This is a genomic window from Candidatus Zixiibacteriota bacterium (assembly GCA_014728145.1).
Lineage (GTDB): Bacteria > Zixibacteria > MSB-5A5 > JAABVY01 > JAABVY01 > WJMC01.
This window is the reverse complement of sequence record WJMC01000187.1, coordinates 1-17,450: the sequence shown is the minus strand read 5'-3', so window position 1 is coordinate 17,450 and position 17,450 is coordinate 1. Positions and strand designations below refer to the sequence as shown.

The 17,450-nt window shown below is 49.3% G+C and carries 23 protein-coding genes; 17 read left to right on the top strand and 6 right to left on the bottom strand.

All coding sequences use genetic code 11. The features are described from left to right. Window positions 1-29 precede the first annotated feature (29 nt). Entirely contained in the window at window positions 30-1,562 is a 1,533-nt protein-coding gene (locus tag GF404_10965) for an aldehyde dehydrogenase family protein (GenBank protein MBD3382701.1), read from the bottom strand. A gap of 291 nt (window positions 1,563-1,853) precedes the next feature. Here GF404_10965 and GF404_10960 point away from each other — a divergent pair, with 291 nt between their 5' ends. Genes GF404_10960 through GF404_10950 form a run of 3 tightly spaced genes read left to right on the top strand, consistent with a single transcriptional unit; the run spans window position 1,854 to window position 2,932 of the window. Then, window positions 1,854-2,213: a DUF2089 family protein gene (locus GF404_10960; protein MBD3382700.1), complete on the top strand. Its 360-nt coding sequence runs from the start codon at window positions 1,854-1,856 to the stop codon at window positions 2,211-2,213. A 1-nt stretch (window position 2,214) separates the two neighbouring features. Then, a complete protein-coding gene (locus tag GF404_10955) occupies window positions 2,215-2,493 on the top strand; it encodes a hypothetical protein (protein MBD3382699.1) in 279 nt (92 codons plus the stop codon). 10 nt (window positions 2,494-2,503) lie between these two features. After that, window positions 2,504-2,932 carry a hypothetical protein gene (locus GF404_10950; protein MBD3382698.1) on the top strand — a complete coding sequence of 143 codons (429 nt, stop codon included), beginning with the start codon at window positions 2,504-2,506 and terminating at the stop codon, window positions 2,930-2,932. On the opposite strand, the gene fetB is transcribed toward GF404_10950, so the two are convergent. Then, complete coding sequence (fetB, locus tag GF404_10945) at window positions 2,933-3,718, bottom strand: iron export ABC transporter permease subunit FetB (protein ID MBD3382697.1); 786 nt, start codon at window positions 3,716-3,718, stop codon at window positions 2,933-2,935. It abuts the gene before it with no gap. After that, window positions 3,718-4,458 (bottom strand): ATP-binding cassette domain-containing protein, encoded by a 741-nt coding sequence (locus tag GF404_10940; GenBank protein ID MBD3382696.1) that lies wholly within the window; start codon window positions 4,456-4,458, stop codon window positions 3,718-3,720. The genes fetB and GF404_10940 overlap by 1 nt, the downstream gene beginning before the upstream one ends. A 238-nt stretch (window positions 4,459-4,696) precedes the next feature. Between GF404_10940 and GF404_10935 the strand changes: the two genes are divergently transcribed. From GF404_10935 to gltA, 5 genes are all read left to right on the top strand, one after another. Further along, entirely contained in the window at window positions 4,697-5,086 is a 390-nt protein-coding gene (locus GF404_10935) for a hypothetical protein (protein ID MBD3382695.1), read from the top strand. A 292-nt stretch (window positions 5,087-5,378) separates the two neighbouring features. Continuing rightward, window positions 5,379-6,266: a 3-hydroxybutyryl-CoA dehydrogenase gene (locus GF404_10930; GenBank protein MBD3382694.1), complete on the top strand. Its 888-nt coding sequence runs from the start codon at window positions 5,379-5,381 to the stop codon at window positions 6,264-6,266. Then, window positions 6,263-7,477, top strand: coding sequence for an acetate/propionate family kinase (locus GF404_10925; protein ID MBD3382693.1), 1,215 nt, complete (start codon window positions 6,263-6,265; stop codon window positions 7,475-7,477). The genes GF404_10930 and GF404_10925 overlap by 4 nt, the downstream gene beginning before the upstream one ends. Window positions 7,478-7,502: 25 nt before the next feature. Continuing rightward, the gene (locus GF404_10920) at window positions 7,503-8,354 is read left to right on the top strand and encodes a sulfide/dihydroorotate dehydrogenase-like FAD/NAD-binding protein (GenBank protein ID MBD3382692.1); all 852 of its coding nucleotides are present in this window, start codon (window positions 7,503-7,505) and stop codon (window positions 8,352-8,354) included. 131 nt (window positions 8,355-8,485) lie between these two features. Continuing rightward, window positions 8,486-9,856, top strand: a complete 1,371-nt coding sequence (gltA, locus tag GF404_10915; protein MBD3382691.1) for an NADPH-dependent glutamate synthase — start codon at window positions 8,486-8,488, stop codon at window positions 9,854-9,856. Window positions 9,857-10,022: 166 nt separating this feature from the next. Here gltA and GF404_10910 read toward each other — a convergent pair whose 3' ends face one another. From GF404_10910 to GF404_10900, 3 genes are all read right to left on the bottom strand, one after another. Then, window positions 10,023-10,439: a DUF4878 domain-containing protein gene (locus GF404_10910; protein MBD3382690.1), complete on the bottom strand. Its 417-nt coding sequence runs from the start codon at window positions 10,437-10,439 to the stop codon at window positions 10,023-10,025. 182 nt (window positions 10,440-10,621) lie between these two features. Then, window positions 10,622-11,419: a hypothetical protein gene (locus tag GF404_10905; protein ID MBD3382689.1), complete on the bottom strand. Its 798-nt coding sequence runs from the start codon at window positions 11,417-11,419 to the stop codon at window positions 10,622-10,624. A gap of 174 nt (window positions 11,420-11,593) precedes the next feature. After that, a complete protein-coding gene (locus tag GF404_10900; protein MBD3382688.1) occupies window positions 11,594-11,854 on the bottom strand; it encodes a CDGSH iron-sulfur domain-containing protein in 261 nt (86 codons plus the stop codon). Between the two features lie 268 nt (window positions 11,855-12,122). Between GF404_10900 and GF404_10895 the strand changes: the two genes are divergently transcribed. The 9 genes from GF404_10895 to GF404_10855 all read left to right on the top strand — a co-directional run. After that, the gene (locus GF404_10895) at window positions 12,123-12,563 is read left to right on the top strand and encodes a hypothetical protein (protein ID MBD3382687.1); all 441 of its coding nucleotides are present in this window, start codon (window positions 12,123-12,125) and stop codon (window positions 12,561-12,563) included. 152 nt (window positions 12,564-12,715) lie between these two features. Then, a complete protein-coding gene (locus tag GF404_10890) occupies window positions 12,716-13,222 on the top strand; it encodes a ferritin (protein ID MBD3382686.1) in 507 nt (168 codons plus the stop codon). 112 nt (window positions 13,223-13,334) lie between these two features. Further along, on the top strand, window positions 13,335-13,847 hold the full coding sequence (locus GF404_10885; GenBank protein ID MBD3382685.1) for a hypothetical protein: 513 nt from the start codon (window positions 13,335-13,337) through the stop codon (window positions 13,845-13,847). A gap of 5 nt (window positions 13,848-13,852) precedes the next feature. Further along, window positions 13,853-14,365 carry a hypothetical protein gene (locus GF404_10880; GenBank protein MBD3382684.1) on the top strand — a complete coding sequence of 171 codons (513 nt, stop codon included), beginning with the start codon at window positions 13,853-13,855 and terminating at the stop codon, window positions 14,363-14,365. Window positions 14,366-14,438: 73 nt separating this feature from the next. Next, the gene (locus tag GF404_10875; GenBank protein MBD3382683.1) at window positions 14,439-14,891 is read left to right on the top strand and encodes a rubrerythrin; all 453 of its coding nucleotides are present in this window, start codon (window positions 14,439-14,441) and stop codon (window positions 14,889-14,891) included. A gap of 29 nt (window positions 14,892-14,920) precedes the next feature. Then, window positions 14,921-15,085: a rubredoxin gene (locus tag GF404_10870; protein ID MBD3382682.1), complete on the top strand. Its 165-nt coding sequence runs from the start codon at window positions 14,921-14,923 to the stop codon at window positions 15,083-15,085. Between the two features lie 23 nt (window positions 15,086-15,108). Continuing rightward, window positions 15,109-16,296 carry an MBL fold metallo-hydrolase gene (locus tag GF404_10865; GenBank protein ID MBD3382681.1) on the top strand — a complete coding sequence of 396 codons (1,188 nt, stop codon included), beginning with the start codon at window positions 15,109-15,111 and terminating at the stop codon, window positions 16,294-16,296. A gap of 190 nt (window positions 16,297-16,486) precedes the next feature. After that, window positions 16,487-16,804, top strand: a complete 318-nt coding sequence (locus GF404_10860; GenBank protein ID MBD3382680.1) for a transcriptional regulator — start codon at window positions 16,487-16,489, stop codon at window positions 16,802-16,804. Beyond that, window positions 16,767-17,450: pyridoxal-phosphate dependent enzyme (locus GF404_10855; protein MBD3382679.1), on the top strand; the 684-nt coding region annotated here is incomplete at its 3' end. The genes GF404_10860 and GF404_10855, both read left to right, overlap by 38 nt.

The window sequence follows — 17,450 nt, the reverse complement described above, 5'->3', positions numbered from 1 at the left end:
ATACCATACTTTACAGTTCCAGCTTTCGATCAATCGAACTTGATACCCTGGGCCAGTTCGGCGCGCCCAGACCAGTTGATCGTGTTGGACTGACGGCGCATATATTCCTTCCAGGCATCCGAGCCGGATTCACGTCCGCCGCCGGTCTCTTTTTCACCGCCGAACGCCAGACCGATTTCAGCTCCCGAGGTGCCGACATTGACGTTGGCGATTCCGCAATCGGAGCCGACTGCCGAGAGAAACTCCTCGGCTTCCAGCATATTGTTAGTGAAAATCGAGGATGACAGCCCCTGGGGCACATCGTTTTGGATACGGATCGCGTTGGTGACCGGATTGTCGTATTCAATGATATACAAAAGCGGGGCGAAAGTCTCTTCCTTGACGATTTCCAGGCCAGGAGTGACCTCAGCCACAGATGGGGTAACGTAACAGCCACCCTCAAGATCCATTTTTTCGCCTCCCCAGAGCAAGGCACCGCCCTGCTTTTTCATGATCTCAATCGCTTCCAGATACACATCGGTCGAGGAAGCATCCACCATCGGACCCATCAGGTTGCTCTGATCCAGCGGATTGCCGATAGTGACTTTTTCATAATAGGATTTCAAAAGTTCGATGAAGTTGTTTTTGATAGATTTTTCGACTATCACCCGCCGGGTTGAGGTACACCTCTGACCGGCAGTTCCGACTGCGCCGAAAAGCACCGCCTTGGCCGCCAGCTGCAGATCGGCGTCGGGAGTGATTATCAGGGCGTTGTTTCCACCCAGTTCCAGGATCGTACGCCCGAAGCGTTTTGACACAACTTCCGAGATATGCTGACCGATCTTGGTCGAACCGGTATAACTGATCAGGGGCATCCTGTTATCCTCGAGCATTACCTCACCGATCTCGGAACCGCGCCCTATGATCAGGGTCGAAATTCCACCCGGAAGATCGTTGGCCTTGAGAATCCCCATCATGATTTTCTGGCAGGCAATCGCGGTCAGGGGAACATGAGAGGCCGGTTTCCAGGTACAGACATCGCCACAAACCATCGCGATTGCCAGATTCCAGGACCAGACCGCCACCGGGAAATTGAAAGCGGAGATGATACCTACCGTTCCGAGCGGATGCCACTGTTCGTACATCCTATGACGGTAACGCTCGGAGTGAGTCATCTTGCCGTACAGCATCCGCGACTGGCCACAGGCGAAATCGCAGATATCGATCATTTCCTGCACTTCGCCCCAGCCCTCCTGAACCGATTTGCCCATCTCGATCGTCACCAGCTTGCCCAGCGAATCTTTCTTCTCCCGCAGGGCATGGCCGAACTGGCGCACTATTTCACCCCGCTTCGGAGCAGGTATCTCGCGCCAGATCTCAAACGCCTTCTGGTTGGCATCGATAATCCTGTCATATTCTTCTTTGGTGACCTGTTTTACAGTCGCGATCACCGAACCATCGATCGGGCTGATGCTTTTGGATTCCTTGCCGGAACCGAACCAGCTGGTACCATCGGAACCGCCCTGGTTAATCTCCTCCAGCCCGAGATCAGCCAGAACATCTTTTAAACCTTCTATCGCCATTGGACTTCCTCCCTTGGGGATATATGCAAGTATATTTATTTCAACAACATAGACTGACTCCAGCGATCCCGGTTGAGGATCCTTTGGATTCAGATAAGTTTATGCAAATTTCCGTTTTAAGTCAAGCTGAAAGGATCGCCCGAAAACGACATTATCAGGCAGTGACAGCCTTAAAATCAATATAAATTTTATTAATAATCTTGACATGATAAATTAATTTATTTAATTTTTACGAAACATTATGTGAATTATTACGATATATGTAGATAAATTTATTGAATTGGAGGTGCGATGGCCGGCAGCTGGAACATACTGACTGAGATGACTAAGGGCAAGCAGTTCGTGGTTGAGCGAATCCGCCTGCGAGAAAGCAAAGTAGCGATTGAGGGAGAATTCAAACTGCCCCCTCTGGCCAGATTATCTGATGCGGACCAGGTTTTCGTAGTGGCTTTTATTCAGTCCGACGGTTCGATCAAGCAGACGGAGAAGCTGTTCGGGGTCAGTTACCCGACGATCAAAAGCCGGCTTAAGAGAATAGCCGCTGAACTCGATTTCGTCGAGGTCGAGAAAGTTGCACCGAAACAGGAAGTGCTCGACCTGCTCGACAAGGGTGAGATCACGGTCGAAGAGGCGCTGGAAAGGTTGAAGTGATATGTTTCCGATGGTTGGGAAGGTCAGGATATTCGCGGACGACCGCAAAAAGTTCGGACTCTGGCTTCCGCTGTTTTTGTTCTGGCCTGTGCTGATAATCCTCATGCTGGCCCTGTTTCCGCTGGTGATCTTGATCAGATTGATAAAACTGCTACTGAGACGGGATTGCAAGATTCACAAAGCCGGGCCGATGTTTCTTTACCTGGCCTGGCATATGCGGGGTCTCATGATCGATGTCAAATCCAAATCTGGTGATAATGTATATATAAACTTCAGATAGGAGCAATGCCATGAGTGAAGAAAGAAAAAAGATTCTCAACATGTTGTCGGAAGGCAAGATCTCGGTCGATGAAGCCGAGAGGTTGATAGCCGCCATCGAATCCGGTACGAATAATGAGAAGTCGGAAACGATCGTCAGCGATTCTCCGGAGTTACCGAAGTACCTGAGGGTAAAAGTCGAATCCGCAGAAGGAGGCTCGCGGGATCGTGTCAATATCAGGGTGCCGTTTCAGCTTCTCAAAGCCGGAATCAAGCTTTCATCGCTGTTACCGGGCGAAGCCAAAGACAAAGTCGACAGGGCCTTTGCGGAGAAAGGCATTGACTTCGATGTCAGCAAGTTCAAAGCTGATGATCTGGAGGAGATCATCACCGCCCTGCGTACCCTCAGTATCGATATTACTTCTGATGACGGCGACCAGGTCAAAGTCTTCTGCGAATAATCAGAGTTCGATTAGCTGAGCCCGGCGGTTAAATACCAGCCGGGTTTCCAGCTTAAGGAGGATAAAGCTGGAAAAAACCGTGGCCGATAGAATTGCCAGCATAATCGCGATCTGGTACTTGACTGCCAGAAACGGTTCCGCCCCGGAGAGGATCTGCCCGGTCATCATACCCGGCAGAAACACCACCCCCATACCGGTCATCGACGACAGAGTCGGCAGAATCGAAGCCTTGAAAGCCTGGATGAATATATGCCGGGAGGCTTCGAAAGGGGTCCCCCCAAAAGCCAGAATCGCCTCAACCCGGTCACGATTGTCGCGCATACTGCTGTAATATCGATCCAGAGCCAGGGCGCATCCATTCATGGAATTACCGATGATCATACCCAACAGCGGGATCAGATAGCGGGCATCGTACCAGGGCTCATAACGCACCACCAGACCGCCAAAGAAAATCATCGTTCCGCAACATCCGATCATCAGGCTCAAAAACAGATTGAGTGTACTGCGTCGGAATTTAAGCCTCACCCGGCTGATGATCGTGTGCACTCCGAACGAGAGCATTATCAAGAGGATGATCAGTACCGTATACCAGAAATTGAACTCGAACACGTATTTCAGCACAAGTCCGGCCAGAAACAATTGAGCGCTCATCCGAATCGTTGAAAACAACGCGTCTCTGCCAAGCTTCAGCCTGTAATACCAGATCAGTGTGAAGACCAGAAGAAACAGGATATAACAGATCGCGATCTGTACGGTACTGATATTCTGAATACTGGGACCTTCCATCAGATGTTTTCTCCCAGTATAGCCTTAAATTCGGTAGCGCTGAGTTCATCTGCGAGGCGGTTAAGCCGGCCGTTTTTGAGGATAATCACCCGGTCGGCCAGGTCGAGATAGGCTGTCGAATGGGCTACCACGATCAGGTTGATTTTACCCCGCAGTGATTCCATGAAAGCCAAAACTCTTTCCTCGTGCGAGATATCCAGAGCCGAGGTCGGTTCATCCAAAAGCAGGGTCTCCGGTCGCAGGGCCAGCACCCGTGCCAGAGCCATACGTTGAGCTTCTCCGCCGGACAGCATGCCCGCCTTTTTATCCAAAAATGAAGAAGGCAGATCGACCTTTTCGAGAAGTCCGGCAAATAAGTGATCGTCGGCCTGCCTGCCCTGATTGCTTTTGAGCGAAAACGGGAGGAGGAGATTATCGCGCACAGTGCCTTCGAGCAAGATCGGTTTTTGGCCGGAGAGAATCGTTCTGGAACGAAACTCGACCGGGTTGAAGTCGCCCAAATCTTTTCCTTTATAGTATACTCTTCCCCGCGAAGGAGTTAACAGCGTGTTGAAAATTCTGAGCAAAGTACTTTTGCCGGAGCCTGAGGGTCCGGTAAGGAGGACAATTTCACCCCGGGGAACCTCGAGAGTGATATCGTGCAGTATTTCGACTTCCCCGCTTGAGTAGCTGACCTGCTCCAGCCGAAACAGGTTTCCGTTTATATCGCTTCCTGCCATCATCTTAGGCAAAAAATACACTTTTTATATCCAGATTGCAAGCGCTTCAATTCGATTCAATAATATTTCAATTTTACCGATTATATAAATGTGGGATAATGATTTCCCGGAAAGGTGGTATGTCGTGAGAAGTCATTGCAAATTAATAAATTATCAGCTAATTGTCATTTTCATCGCCCTCGTCTTATGCACGGCCATGCAGTCCTCGGCCTCTGAGATAGAAGGCGTTATTTACCAGGTTAAGATTTCGCAGGATGTTATGACCAAGCCTCACGTTATGGCAGCCTGGAGAATTTACGGCGATGAGCGCCTGCAGTGGCGGACCGAAAAATTCTTCGAACAGTTTCCTGATGAGAAAAAATACCGCTACACTTACAAGGAAGAATTGGATTGCCGTAAACGGCTTGCAGAACACTGGATCAGCTACACAGCCAAGTATCCGGATGTCACCGATGAGTACCTCGATGAACTCGCTATCGCCAGCAAATCGCTTTTCTTTCCAGAATACATCTACTATTATTTCAGGGAAGGAAGCTGGGAGATGGAAAAGGATCGCTTCCGGCTGGATGATTTCAAGCGCTGGAAAAAAGAATATATTAAAGGCCATAATACCGAGACAAAGGTCGAGATAAAGAAGATCAAACTGTAATATTTAAACGGCCTGTTTAACCAATCCAGGTCGAGCATTAAAAGGGGCAAATCTGCTGATCCAGGCGACCTCCGCGACTGCGTAAAAACCTGGCAAATTGACGACAAAATGGGTATTTTCCCTGATTGCGCCGGGGGGAGATGTCGCATATCCTATACTTTTTCAGGATTTCTTAAAGTTTTGTGAGGATGCAAATTCGCTTGATAATGCCGACCTGTTTTATATATTCCTAAACCGGCGGCCGACGTAGGATTGCCGGGAGAAATGATTATATAAATCAGGAGAATGTCTGATGGCTTCATTCAATAAAATAGTGATTATCGGAGGCGGTGTCATGGGGCAGGGTATCGCCAGGGTAATTGCTGGAACCGGCACAAATGTCGTACTGGTCGACAAGGACCTGCAACTGGCCACACATGCCCATGATGAAATCGGCGACCGGCTCGATCGCGAGATCGAACGCTGGGGAATCACCGAGTCTGAGAAAAAAGCTATTCTCTCGCGCATCACACCCGCTGGTGACTATCGACCAGCCAAGGACGCACCCATGGTTATCGAGGCTATTCAGGAGGACCTGGAAGCCAAAAAACTGCTTCTGGCCCATCTCGATCATATCTGCCGTGACGATACTGTGATTGTTTCAAACACTTCAACGCTCTCCATAACCGAGCTGGCGGCGGCAACCTCCCGCCCCCAGAATATCATTGGCCTGCACTTTCTCAACCCGGTTCACAAAGTGCCGGTAGTCGAAATCGTGCGTGGTCTGAAGACTTCCGAAAGCACTGTGCAGACGATTCGTAATTTCGCGGATCTTTTGAACAAGACACCGGTGATGGTGCATGAATATCCGGGCTATGTGACCACCAGGATTATCGTGCCGTTTCTGAACGAGGCGATGCATGTCCTGATGGAGGGTATCGCCTCAGCTGAAGATATCGATACCGCCATGAAGCTCGGATTCGGATTCAATATGGGACCTCTCAGTTTGGCCGATATGATGGGGCTGGATGAGGTCATGAGCTGGATGGAGAACCTTCTCGACGAACTCTCCGAACATAAGTACAATCCCTGTCCGCTCTTGCGCAAGATGGTGCGCGCCGGTCAGCTGGGTGTTAAAACCGGCCAGGGCTTCTTCCGTTACGATGCCGACGGCAACAAGATCAAGGAGGCAAAAGAATGAACATACTCGTACTCAACTGCGGTTCCTCCTCGGTCAAATACCAGTTGATCGACATGGACAAGGAATATCCTCTCGCCAAAGGTTCTGTCACCCGCATCGGGATGTCGGGTGCGGTGCTGGCGCATAAGCCCCATGATCGACCGATGGTCAAGATATCCGGTGATATTCTCGATCATATCATGGCGATCGAACATGTCGTCAGCGTACTGCTGTCCCCCAACCACGGTGTCATCAAGGACAAATCAGAAATTCACGCGGTCGGTCATCGCGTGGTTCACGGTGGTGAGATGTTCACCAGTTCGATCATGATCACCGAAGAGGTCATGATGCATCTGCGCAACATGATCGAACTTGCTCCGCTTCATAACCCTCATAATTTGCGGGGTATTTCAGCCTGTATGAAGATTCTGGGCGACCTGCCGATGGTGGCGGTGTTCGATACAGCGTTTCATCATACTATACCGGATTATGCTTATATGTACGGTCTGCCGTATGTGCTGTATAAAAAGTATTCGATTCGCCGCTATGGTTTCCATGGCACCTCGCATGTTTTCGTGGCCAACCGGGCCGCCAAAATGCTGGGCAAAAAGCTGGAAGATATCAAGGTCGCCACCTGCCACTTGGGCAACGGCGCTTCAATCGCGGCTGTCAAGTACGGAAACTCGATCGATACATCGATGGGCTTCACTCCTCTTGAAGGACTAATCATGGGAACTCGTTCGGGCGATATCGACCCGGCCATCATCCTGCGTATCATGAGCGAAGAGGAACTCTCTTTGCATGAAGCCCGGACGCTTTTAAACAAGCATTCCGGGTTGATCGGTGTCTCGGGTGTCTCTTCCGATATGCGTGACATCATCGAGGCAAAAGATGAAGGCAACGATCGTGCGATCCTGGCTTTTGCCATGTATTGCTACCGGGTCAAAAAGTATATCGGTTCTTACGCCACGGCCATGGGTGGCATCGATTGTATCGTTTTCACCGGGGGAATCGGTGAAAATTCACCTGATGTCAGGGCCGGGGTGTTGAGCGACATGGACTGGCTCGGATTGGAATTTGACGAAGCTAAAAACAAATCAGCCAAGGGTACCGAATCCGATATCTCCTCTGATGAATCCAGGGTCAGAGCGCTGGTGATACCGACCAATGAGGAACTTGTTATCGCCCATGATACTAAAAAACTGGTGGAAGAAAACGTATCATCTAAATAAAGAAAGAAACTGAACGGGTGAACTGATGGAAAATAATGAGATTGCTTACAAAGAGGAGCTCTGCCCGAAAATCACCATGTTTAAAATCTACGTACCTGAACTGGTGAAGAAAGCCAATGCCGGGCAGTTCATCATCCTGCGCGCTTACGACCATTCCGAACGAATTCCGATGTCGATCGGCCATCTCGAGCGCGAGAAAGGGCTTTTGACCGTGGTGGTGATGGAGGTCGGTATGTCGACCGCGGAGATCGTCCGCATGGAAGTCGGAGAAAAATTCCAGGATGTGGTCGGCCCCCTGGGTGTACCGACGCATGTAAACAAATACGGTACCTGCGTGGTAATCGGTGGCGGTGTGGGAATCCCTCCCATTAACCCGATCGCCCGCGCGCTCAAGGCCGAAGGCAACAAGGTAATCGGTATTATCGGAGCTCGCAACAAGGACCTGGTCATCCTGGAGGATTTGCTCAAGGAAGCGACCGATGATCTTGTCGTAACGACTGACGACGGCAGTTACGGCATGAAGGGATTTGTCACCGATGCCTTGCAGAAGCTGATCGATGATGGTGAGAAGATCGACTTTGTGATGGCGATCGGGCCGGTGATCATGATGAAAAACGTCTCCAAGTTGACTGAAAAGTATGATATCGAGACCTGGGTCTCCCTCAATCCAATCATGGTCGACGGTACCGGTATGTGCGGGGGGTGTCGTGTTACTATCGGCGGTGAAACCAAGTTTGCCTGTGTCGATGGTCCGGATTTCGACGGCCATAAAGTCGATTTCGACGAATTGACCCAGAGACAGCGGATGTACCTGCCACAGGAGAAAAAGGCCTACGACGACTATCTTGAACATTGCAGAATCGGACTGAAAAAATAACCTATGTCATAGACAGCTACTGGAGGTAGAACAAGGTGGCGGAAACTAAAAAAGATGATATACAGTATGTAGAGCCGGGCCAGATTGGAAAAGTTGCCAAAAAAGACCGGCGCAAAATTCCGCGGGTTAGGATGCCCGAACAGAAACCGGAAGACCGTGTCAGAAATTTCAACGAAGTTCCTTTTGGCCTGACCGAAGAGCTGGCCATAAAAGAAGCCCAGCGCTGCCTGGATTGCAAGAAGGCTCCCTGTATTGCCGGATGCCCGGTGGAAGTCGATATTCCAGCTTTTATCGACCTGGTAACACAGGGTAAATTCGTGGAAGCGGCCCGTAAAATTAAGGAAACCAACTCCCTACCCGCCGTCTGTGGTCGTGTCTGTCCGCAGGAAGAACAATGCGAGGAAGTCTGTATCACCGGGAAAAAAGGTGATCCGGTAGCAATCGGTCACCTGGAAAGATTCGTGGCGGATTACGAACGCGACAAGGGCCAGATCAAGGTACCCGAGATCAAAGCCTCGACCGGTAAAAAAATCGCCATCGTCGGTTCCGGACCGGCCGGATTGACAGTCGCCGGTGATTTGGCAAAATTGGGCCATAAAGTCACTATCTTCGAAGCGCTTCATCGCGCCGGAGGTGTGCTGGTCTATGGTATCCCCGAATTTCGCTTGCCAAAAGAGATAGTCCAGGCTGAAGTCGACTACCTGAGCCTGATGGGTGTGGAAGTCAAGACTTCCCATGTAATCGGCAAACTCAAATCAATCGACGAGCTGTTCGAAGTGGATGGTTTCGACGCAGTCTTTATCGGCACCGGAGCCGGACTGCCGAACTTCATGCGCATCCCGGGCGAGAATCTCGGTGGCGTATATTCCGCCAATGAGTACCTGACTCGAAACAACCTGATGCGCGCCTTTGATTTCCCGAAAGCGCCGACACCGGTCGCCTCCGGTAAAAACGTAGCTGTTCTGGGTGGTGGAAATACCGCTATGGATGCTGTCAGAACCGCCCTGCGCCTGGGAGCCGATAACGGTTATATCATCTATCGGCGCTCCCGCAAGGAGATGCCGGCCCGTATCGAAGAGATCCATCATGCCGAACAGGAAGGTGTGGAGTTTCAGTTTCTGACCACGCCGATCAGGTTCATCGGTGATGAGAACAACTGGGTCAAGGCTATGGAGTGCCTGAAGATGGAACTGGGTGAGCCGGACGCTTCAGGACGCCGTCGGCCGATCCCGATCGAGGGCTCTAATTACGAGATCCCGGTCGATACTGTCGTGGTCGCAATCGGCAACTCCTCCAATCCGTTGATTCCTCAGACCACTCCCGGCCTGGAGACCAACAAGTGGGGAAATATCATCGCCAAAGAAGACACCATGCTGACCTCGCGCGATGCTGTTTATGCCGGTGGTGATATCGTCACCGGAGGAGCAACCGTGATTTTGGCCGCGGGAGCGGGAAAGACCGCCGCACGGGCGATTCATGACTATGTGATGTCTAAAAATTAGGAAGATAAGGACGGTGATTTCAGGCTGATTCCGCTTGCAAAATTGCTGATGTTACATTAGTATTAATGCGGTGTATTCAGATATATACCGCGCTCTTACAAAGAGCCTATCATCCCTTCCTGACAGTCTGCTTGCGGGCAGGCTGTTTTTTTATGGTTGTTGAAGACTATCTGTAGGTTTCAGCGATTTCGATTTTCCAGCGATTTCCCTCTCTTTTCATTATTACCTTTTCTGGATCATCAAGGTCGGTTCGGCCTTCAATTTCTACCCACAATGTTGCGCTGTCGCCTGATACTTCCTGTTTGGTGACCTCATAATCGAAAAAACAGATTTCACCCATCAATTGAGGCAACATGCTCCTCACCAGCTCCCGTTCATTTTCAGTGGCCGCTTTCCACTCAGACCAGAACCTGTCACCGTCGATAGTGTACTCCGAAAAGGTTTTCATATCGCCGGTTTTGACAGCACTGATACAAGTATTGAGCGCATCGGAAGGTGTCGCGCCACGATTCTCGGATTGATTGAGAAATAAAACCGCCCCGATTAAGATGATTGTTGTAATTACCAGAGTTGCTTTGTGCATTTTTCTGCCCTCTTGAAATGGTGAACATCACCCCGGATATCGCATAATAATTATCGGATATTAACCGAGATAGTTGAGCGGCAAAGGCTTCAGTATTTTAGATTAAAGTGGTGGTGTTTTAACAGATGGAATTTTAATAAAGGTTCAGCTTCAGATATACATAGAGAGAGAAAGTTGATCTATCAGGAGATGTAAAACGTTCTCTGGGCAACGGGAAAGCCGTAGGTGGCCGCGCCGGTATAGACCTTGATATTGTCAGCGATACGGGCCTCGCCCGAATGATGTGTGTGACCACAGTATACAGTCAGACCGGTTTTGGGGAAGTCAGCCATAACTTCGTCGATCGCTTCCCCCATAGCTTTACTCGAGAAAAACGGCTGATGGTTTTTGTCGGTAACTTCGCTTTCGAACCAGCAGGCCTCGCTGTAAGGCGGAACATGGGTAAGCATGATTACTTCCGGAGCAGTCTTACAGGCCTCGGGAAGGACTTTCCTGATATGATCAGCAGATTCATCGGCAAGTTTTTTCATCAATTCAAGCCGCTCTTCCTCACTGATATCCTTGAATTCCTCGATTTCGTAAAAATCCGCCGGCTCATATTCGGAATTTTCGTAATCGCCGTTGCGCCCGTCGTTGAAACCGCTGTGCCCCACCAGGGCAATTGTATCGCTCAGCTTGACGGCCCGGGATTTATCCATCCAGATCAGTTGTTTGGATTTGGAAGTGATCTTTTCGACCAGCTTATTGACCTCGGAAATTGATGATTTGTAGAAATCATGGTTGCCGAGAACGAAATATACCGGGCATGAGATCTGCTTTTTGATCATCTTGAGATGTTTTTCGATTTTTTCACCGTTGGATATATCGCCGGTCAGGAGGAGATTATCGGGACCGGAATCATTGACCCGCTGACAAAACGACTGTGCATCGTCGTCTTTGAGATGATCCAGGTGTATATCTGTCAGCCAGATAAGCCGCATGCACTTACTATAACATATTTATCGCTGAGGTCAACACTTCTTCTGAGAAAATCATCCTGCAGGCACTTTCAGGGCATGAGAAATGCGAGCAAAGCTTACAGTCATCAGTCCTGGCCGTGATCGAGGGAGAGATAATTATTGAAATGGATGCGGCTAAAAAGCTGATTGAACTTGTTACTTGTCCTTGTATTCTTCCAATTTACAGTGCATCCCGTCGCAATAGGGCGGGTTGCCCGTATGTTTACACATGCACAGCCAGACTTCTTTTTCCTCGATGATATCGAATTTCACCGGGGTGATGCCGTCGGCCTCAGAGTTATGGGTGCCGTCACAAAACGGCTGCTGGCTGGAGTGACCGCAGGCACACCACCAGTAGCTTTTCGGCCCGAGTTTAAGCTGTTTCGGCTCCAGAGATGATATCTTCGGCTTATTCACCGTTGTCCTCCCGCAGTTATCTTTTTTCACCTACAACTATAACAAACAGGTAACGGAAAATCCAGAAGATTGTTGAATCTTCCTGAACATAAGGCTGATTATCTCTGTTCTATACAGCAACTAAATGGAGTAATCAGGTTGCTTTTAATCGCTTGACTTAAAAGGAGTTTTATGATATAATCTCAAAAAACATTTCGTGCACTAATGAAATCAATGACAAATATTGAATGCAAACGACAGAGACAATATTCTAAGAGGAGGAAACCCCATGTCCACCAAGGAAATCCAGGATCAGATAATTGAGAATATGAAGCGCTGGCAGGCGATCGAAGATTCCGCCGTGTCATCCACAGGCCAGATTATCGAAAAGACAGACAATCCGCTTATCCGTATGATAATGGAAATCATTCAGCATGATTCCCAGATGCATCATCGCGTACAGGAATTCATCGTCAACGCCCTGGCCGAAAAGCCGGTCTCTATCACTCCGGAGGATCTCGACAAAGTCTGGACCGAGGTCGAAAACCACATCCGGATTGAGCAAAAGACAATCGAAATGGCAAAAGAAGCCCTCAAGGCTCTGGAAGGCCGTAAGATGGTAGTCCCCGAATATCTGATTCATTATCTGATGACAGATGAAGAGAAGCACAACAAGCTTCTGGATGACTTCTCGGTCATTAAGAAGAATATGTATCCGTATGGTTCCTAAGATGTTATCCTGAGTCATGATTCCCCGGATATTGTGCGCACAAAATACTGTTAATTTTGGTCGACTTTTGGAAACTTCCGGGATTTGTTTTTGTTCTTTTCATGATATGATTGAGAACAAAACGATGTATATAAACTGAAAAGGAGATGACAATGCTTAGTGACAAGATGCGCGATGCTTTAAACGAACAGATCAACGCTGAGATGTATTCAGCCTACATGTACCTCTCAATGGCAACTTACCTGGAAGATAACAACTATACCGGCATGAGCAGCTGGATGAAAGCTCAGGCACAGGAAGAGATGTTTCACGCCATGAAATTCTATGGCTTCATAAACGATCGTCGTGCCCGGGTTACCCTCAAACAGATCGACGCTCCCCCGACCGAGTGGGAATCACCACTGGCAGTTTTCAAGGATGCCTTTGCGCATGAGCAGAAGGTCACCGGCCTGATCCACAAACTGGTCGATATGGCCGAGGATGAGAAAGATCATGCCACCCGTTCCTTTTTACAGTGGTTCGTCGATGAGCAGGTCGAGGAAGAGTCCTCAACCGATGAGATCGTCCAGAAACTTACCATGGTGGGCGACAAGGTCCAGGGCCTGTACATTATTGACCGCGAGCTGGGCGGACGCAAGGGCGGCGGTGAAGGCGAGTAAATCAGTCTAATGAGACATTTTTTATGATACTTATGCCGGGCATTCAGTTTGACAAACAGGATGCCCGGTATATATTATCAGCAACAATATACTGATACTTACGGAGGATTCGATGACTCTCGAAGAAGCAATCAAGACAGCGCTCGAATATGAGACCAAGGTCCGTGACTGTTACATGAGCGCCGCCGGTGATTCGAACGATGATACCGGCAAAAGAATATACAAGGTCCTGGGAGAAGAGGAACAGGGCCATATTGACTACCTCGAAAACTGCCTCAAGCAGTGGCAGGATACCGGCAAGATCGTCCCCGAAAAACTGGGCACGATCGTCCCCCCCAAGGATAAACTCGAAGCCGGGGTTAAGAAACTCGACAAAGAGATGTCTCGTGAGGATTACGGCTCCGAGATGGAAATGCTTCGCAAGGCTCTCGAGCTGGAAACCGAGACTTCCGCGTTTTATCAGAAGATGGTCGATGAGCTCGGTGAAGACGGCAAGATGTTCAAGCATTTCCTGAAGATCGAGGAAGGTCACAAAGCGATAGTACAGGCGGAAATCGATTACCTCAACAACACCGGGTATTATTTCGATTTCCAGGAATTTTCAATGGAATCACCGATTGAGTAAAAGTTATGGATAATAAGCAAAAAGAAATGTTAGAAGGATTAAAACTGGCAATCAAGGGCGAACGCGACGGTCACAGTTTTTACAAGATGGCCGCCCGTACAACCGAGGACTCCAAGGGACAGGAAGTTTTTGATACCCTGGCCTCCGAAGAGCTGGATCATATGCGCTTTTTGAAGGAGCAGTATGATTCCATACTGAAGACCGGAAAGCCAAATACCAGTATCAATTTCGGAAGCAAGCTCGATCTGTCGGGGATGTCGCCGATCTTTTCCGATGATCTCAAGTCCCGTTTGACAGATGCCCATATGGAGATGAGCGCTCTTTCGATCGGAATCCAACTCGAACTGGACGCCATGAAATTCTACAAGGAGCAGTCTGAAAAAGCTGAGGTGGAAGAGGTCAGTAAATTCTACGATGAACTGGCAGAGTGGGAAAAGGGTCATTACCAGGCGCTTTTGAACCAGCAGGAAAGCCTTCGTGACGATTACTGGGATTCGGCCGGTTTTGCACCGTTTTAGAACAAAGCCCGATCTGCCAGGTTGCGTACAATATTAAAGCGAGTAACAGACTTAATACAGCAAAGAGGTGACGATGCAATTCAATTCAGTTGATGAAATCCTCGACTTCGCTATCGGCGAGGAAGAAAAGGCACATGACTTCTATGTCGAATTGTCCGAAAAAGTTGATAAGCCTCACGTAAAAGATATGTTCTCCGGGTTTGCCAAAGAAGAACTCGGCCATAAAGCCAAGCTGATGGCCGCCAAAGAGGGCAAGGCCCTGCATAAATCGGAGCAGAAAATCCTTGATTTGAAAATCGGCGATCACCTGGAAGAGGTCGAGCTGACTACCAATATCGATTTTCAGGATGCCCTGATTCTGGCCATGAAAGCCGAAAAGAACGCTTTCAGGCTCTATTCATCGCTGGCTGAACAGGCCGATGATGTCGCGGTGCGCGAAACGCTCAAGATGCTGGCGCAGGAAGAAGCCAAGCACAAACTGCGTTTCGAGATGGAATACGACGACCTGGTGTTCACAGAGAACTGATTCAAACGCGCCTACAATCGGTTTATGATATGAAGAAATACGCTTGTGATTACTGTGACTACGTCTATGATCCCGCAATTGGCGACCCCGAAAACGATATACCGCCGGGCACAGCTTTCGAGGATCTTCCCGAGGACTGGGTTTGTCCTGACTGCAATATGCCCAAAGAGGATTTTACCCCGATCGATGATTGATTGAATTTTGAAGGGAGTTCGAGATGAAACCGGTAGAAATAAAGCCGGATATATTCTGGGTCGGCGCGGTCGACTGGGGCCTGCGCGATTTTCATGGCTACTCGACCGAAAAAGGCACAACTTTTAACGCCTACCTTATTAAGGACGACAAGACCGTCCTGTTCGATACTGTCAAATCAGATTTTGCCGGCGACCTGGTCGCCAATATCAAAGCGGTCACGGAGCCTGATAAGATAGATTATATCGTTGTCAATCACGCCGAGATGGACCATTCCGGATCATTGCCTCAGATTATAGAGCTGGTCAAGCCGGAGAAAATCCTCTGTACAGAAAAATGTAAAGAATCTCTTATCAGCCAGTTTCACAACGACTCCTGGCCGATCGAAACGATCAAAGAAGGCGACACCCTGGATCTGGGAAGCCGTTCGGTCAAGTTTTTCGACTCTAAAATGTTGCACTGGCCGGAGAGTATGGTTAGCTATATCGAAAAAGACAAGCTTTTGATTTCCAATGATATATTTGGTCAGCACTATGCCTCCAGCCTGCGTTTCGATGATCAGGCCGAGCAGGGTGAACTGCTTTTTCAGACTGCCAAATATTACGCCAATATCTTTCTGCCGTTTTCCAATATCGCCCAGAAGTTTCTGGCCAAGCTAAAGGAAAACCAACTCGATATAGATATGCTGGCTGTCGACCACGGATTCATCTGGCGTTCCGATCTGGATTATGTATTCGATGCCTACGATCGCTGGAGCCGTCACGAGACGGTCGAAAAAGCGGTTATCATCTATGGAACCATGTGGGGTTCAACGCACCAGATGGCACGTGCGATCGCACGTGGAATCGCCTCCGAGGATGTCAAGGTCGATCTCTATGACCTCAAGATCAACCACCGCTCGGATATCATCACCGACGCCCTCGAGGCCCGCGCGGTCATCCTGGGTTCGCCGGTCATGAACAATAATATCGTCCCGGCCATGGGCGATATGCTGACCTACGCCAAAGGCTTGAAACTGCGCGGTAAAATCGGTGCTGCCTTCGGATCGTTCGGGTGGAGCCCGAAGGGGGTCAAGATGCTCAACGAGGCGATGGAGGAAATGCGCTGGGAAATCGGCCATGAGGGGCTTTCGATGCAGTATGTACCCGATGGTTCCGCGGTGGGCGAATGTATGGAATTCGGGGCAGAAATCGCCAAAAAGATCAAATCCTGACCTTAATTGCCTGCAACTCAAAGGGCTGAATAAATTACCGAGCTGGTAAATAACCCAGGCCCGTAAATCTGCTTATCTATCCCCAAAAAAACTCTTGACAAAAGTCGATTTCGTTTTATACTGTTTCTACACATAGAAACAGAGAGATACAGTACTTACCGAAAGTTACCGCTCAGAGAAGAATTACGTTATGATGACCTCGCCGGTTAAAAGAGTAGCTGAAGTTTTCGCCGAAGTTGATGATCCCGGGCTTATGGAAAAGCTTTTCAGCGAGATCTTCACTCCCGCCGAGATTCAGGATGTCGCGTTGCGATGGCGTCTGATGGAGATGCTCTACGAGGGTGTTTCCCAGAGACAGATCGCTTCGGAACTGGGCATCAGCCTGTGCAAGATAACGCGCGGCTCGAAAGTTCTGAAAAAGCGCAGTTCAGTATCGAAAAGAATCTTGAATCAAAACAGAGGAGAAGATCATGCAGGTAAGAAAACAAGTAAAGGTTCAACCGGATAAAGAGGGTTATTTTGGTGAATACGGCGGAAGATTCGTTCCCGAAGTTCTGATCGATATATTAGAAGAGATCACCACGGCATATTTCGAACTAAAAGACCAGCCCGAGTTCAAACGTGAGCTGGCCTACCTGCAACAGCATTACATCGGACGCCCCAGCCCGGTCTATCATTGCCGCAATCTATCCCGCAAACTGGGCGGGGCGCAGATTTATATCAAGCGCGAGGACCTCAATCATACCGGTGCTCATAAAATCAACCACTGTATCGGCGAAGCCCTGCTGGCCAAAAAGATGGGCAAGAAAAAGATAATTGCCGAAACCGGCGCAGGACAGCATGGTGTCGCCCTGGCAACCGCGGCCTCCCTGGTCGGGCTCAAGTGCGAAATCCACATGGGCGAGGTCGATATCGCCAAGGAACATCCTAATGTCGTGCGGATGAGGATTCTGGGCACGAAAGTCATACCGGTCGGATTCGGGCTAAAAACCCTCAAGGAAGCGGTAGATTCGGCCTTTGAGGCTTATATGGGGGATCCAATCAATCAGTTCTATGCCATCGGCTCAGTCGTCGGACCGCATCCGTTTCCGATGATGGTGCGTGATTTCCAGCAGGTTGTGGGCGAGGAAGCGATGAGGCAGTTTCTTGAGCTG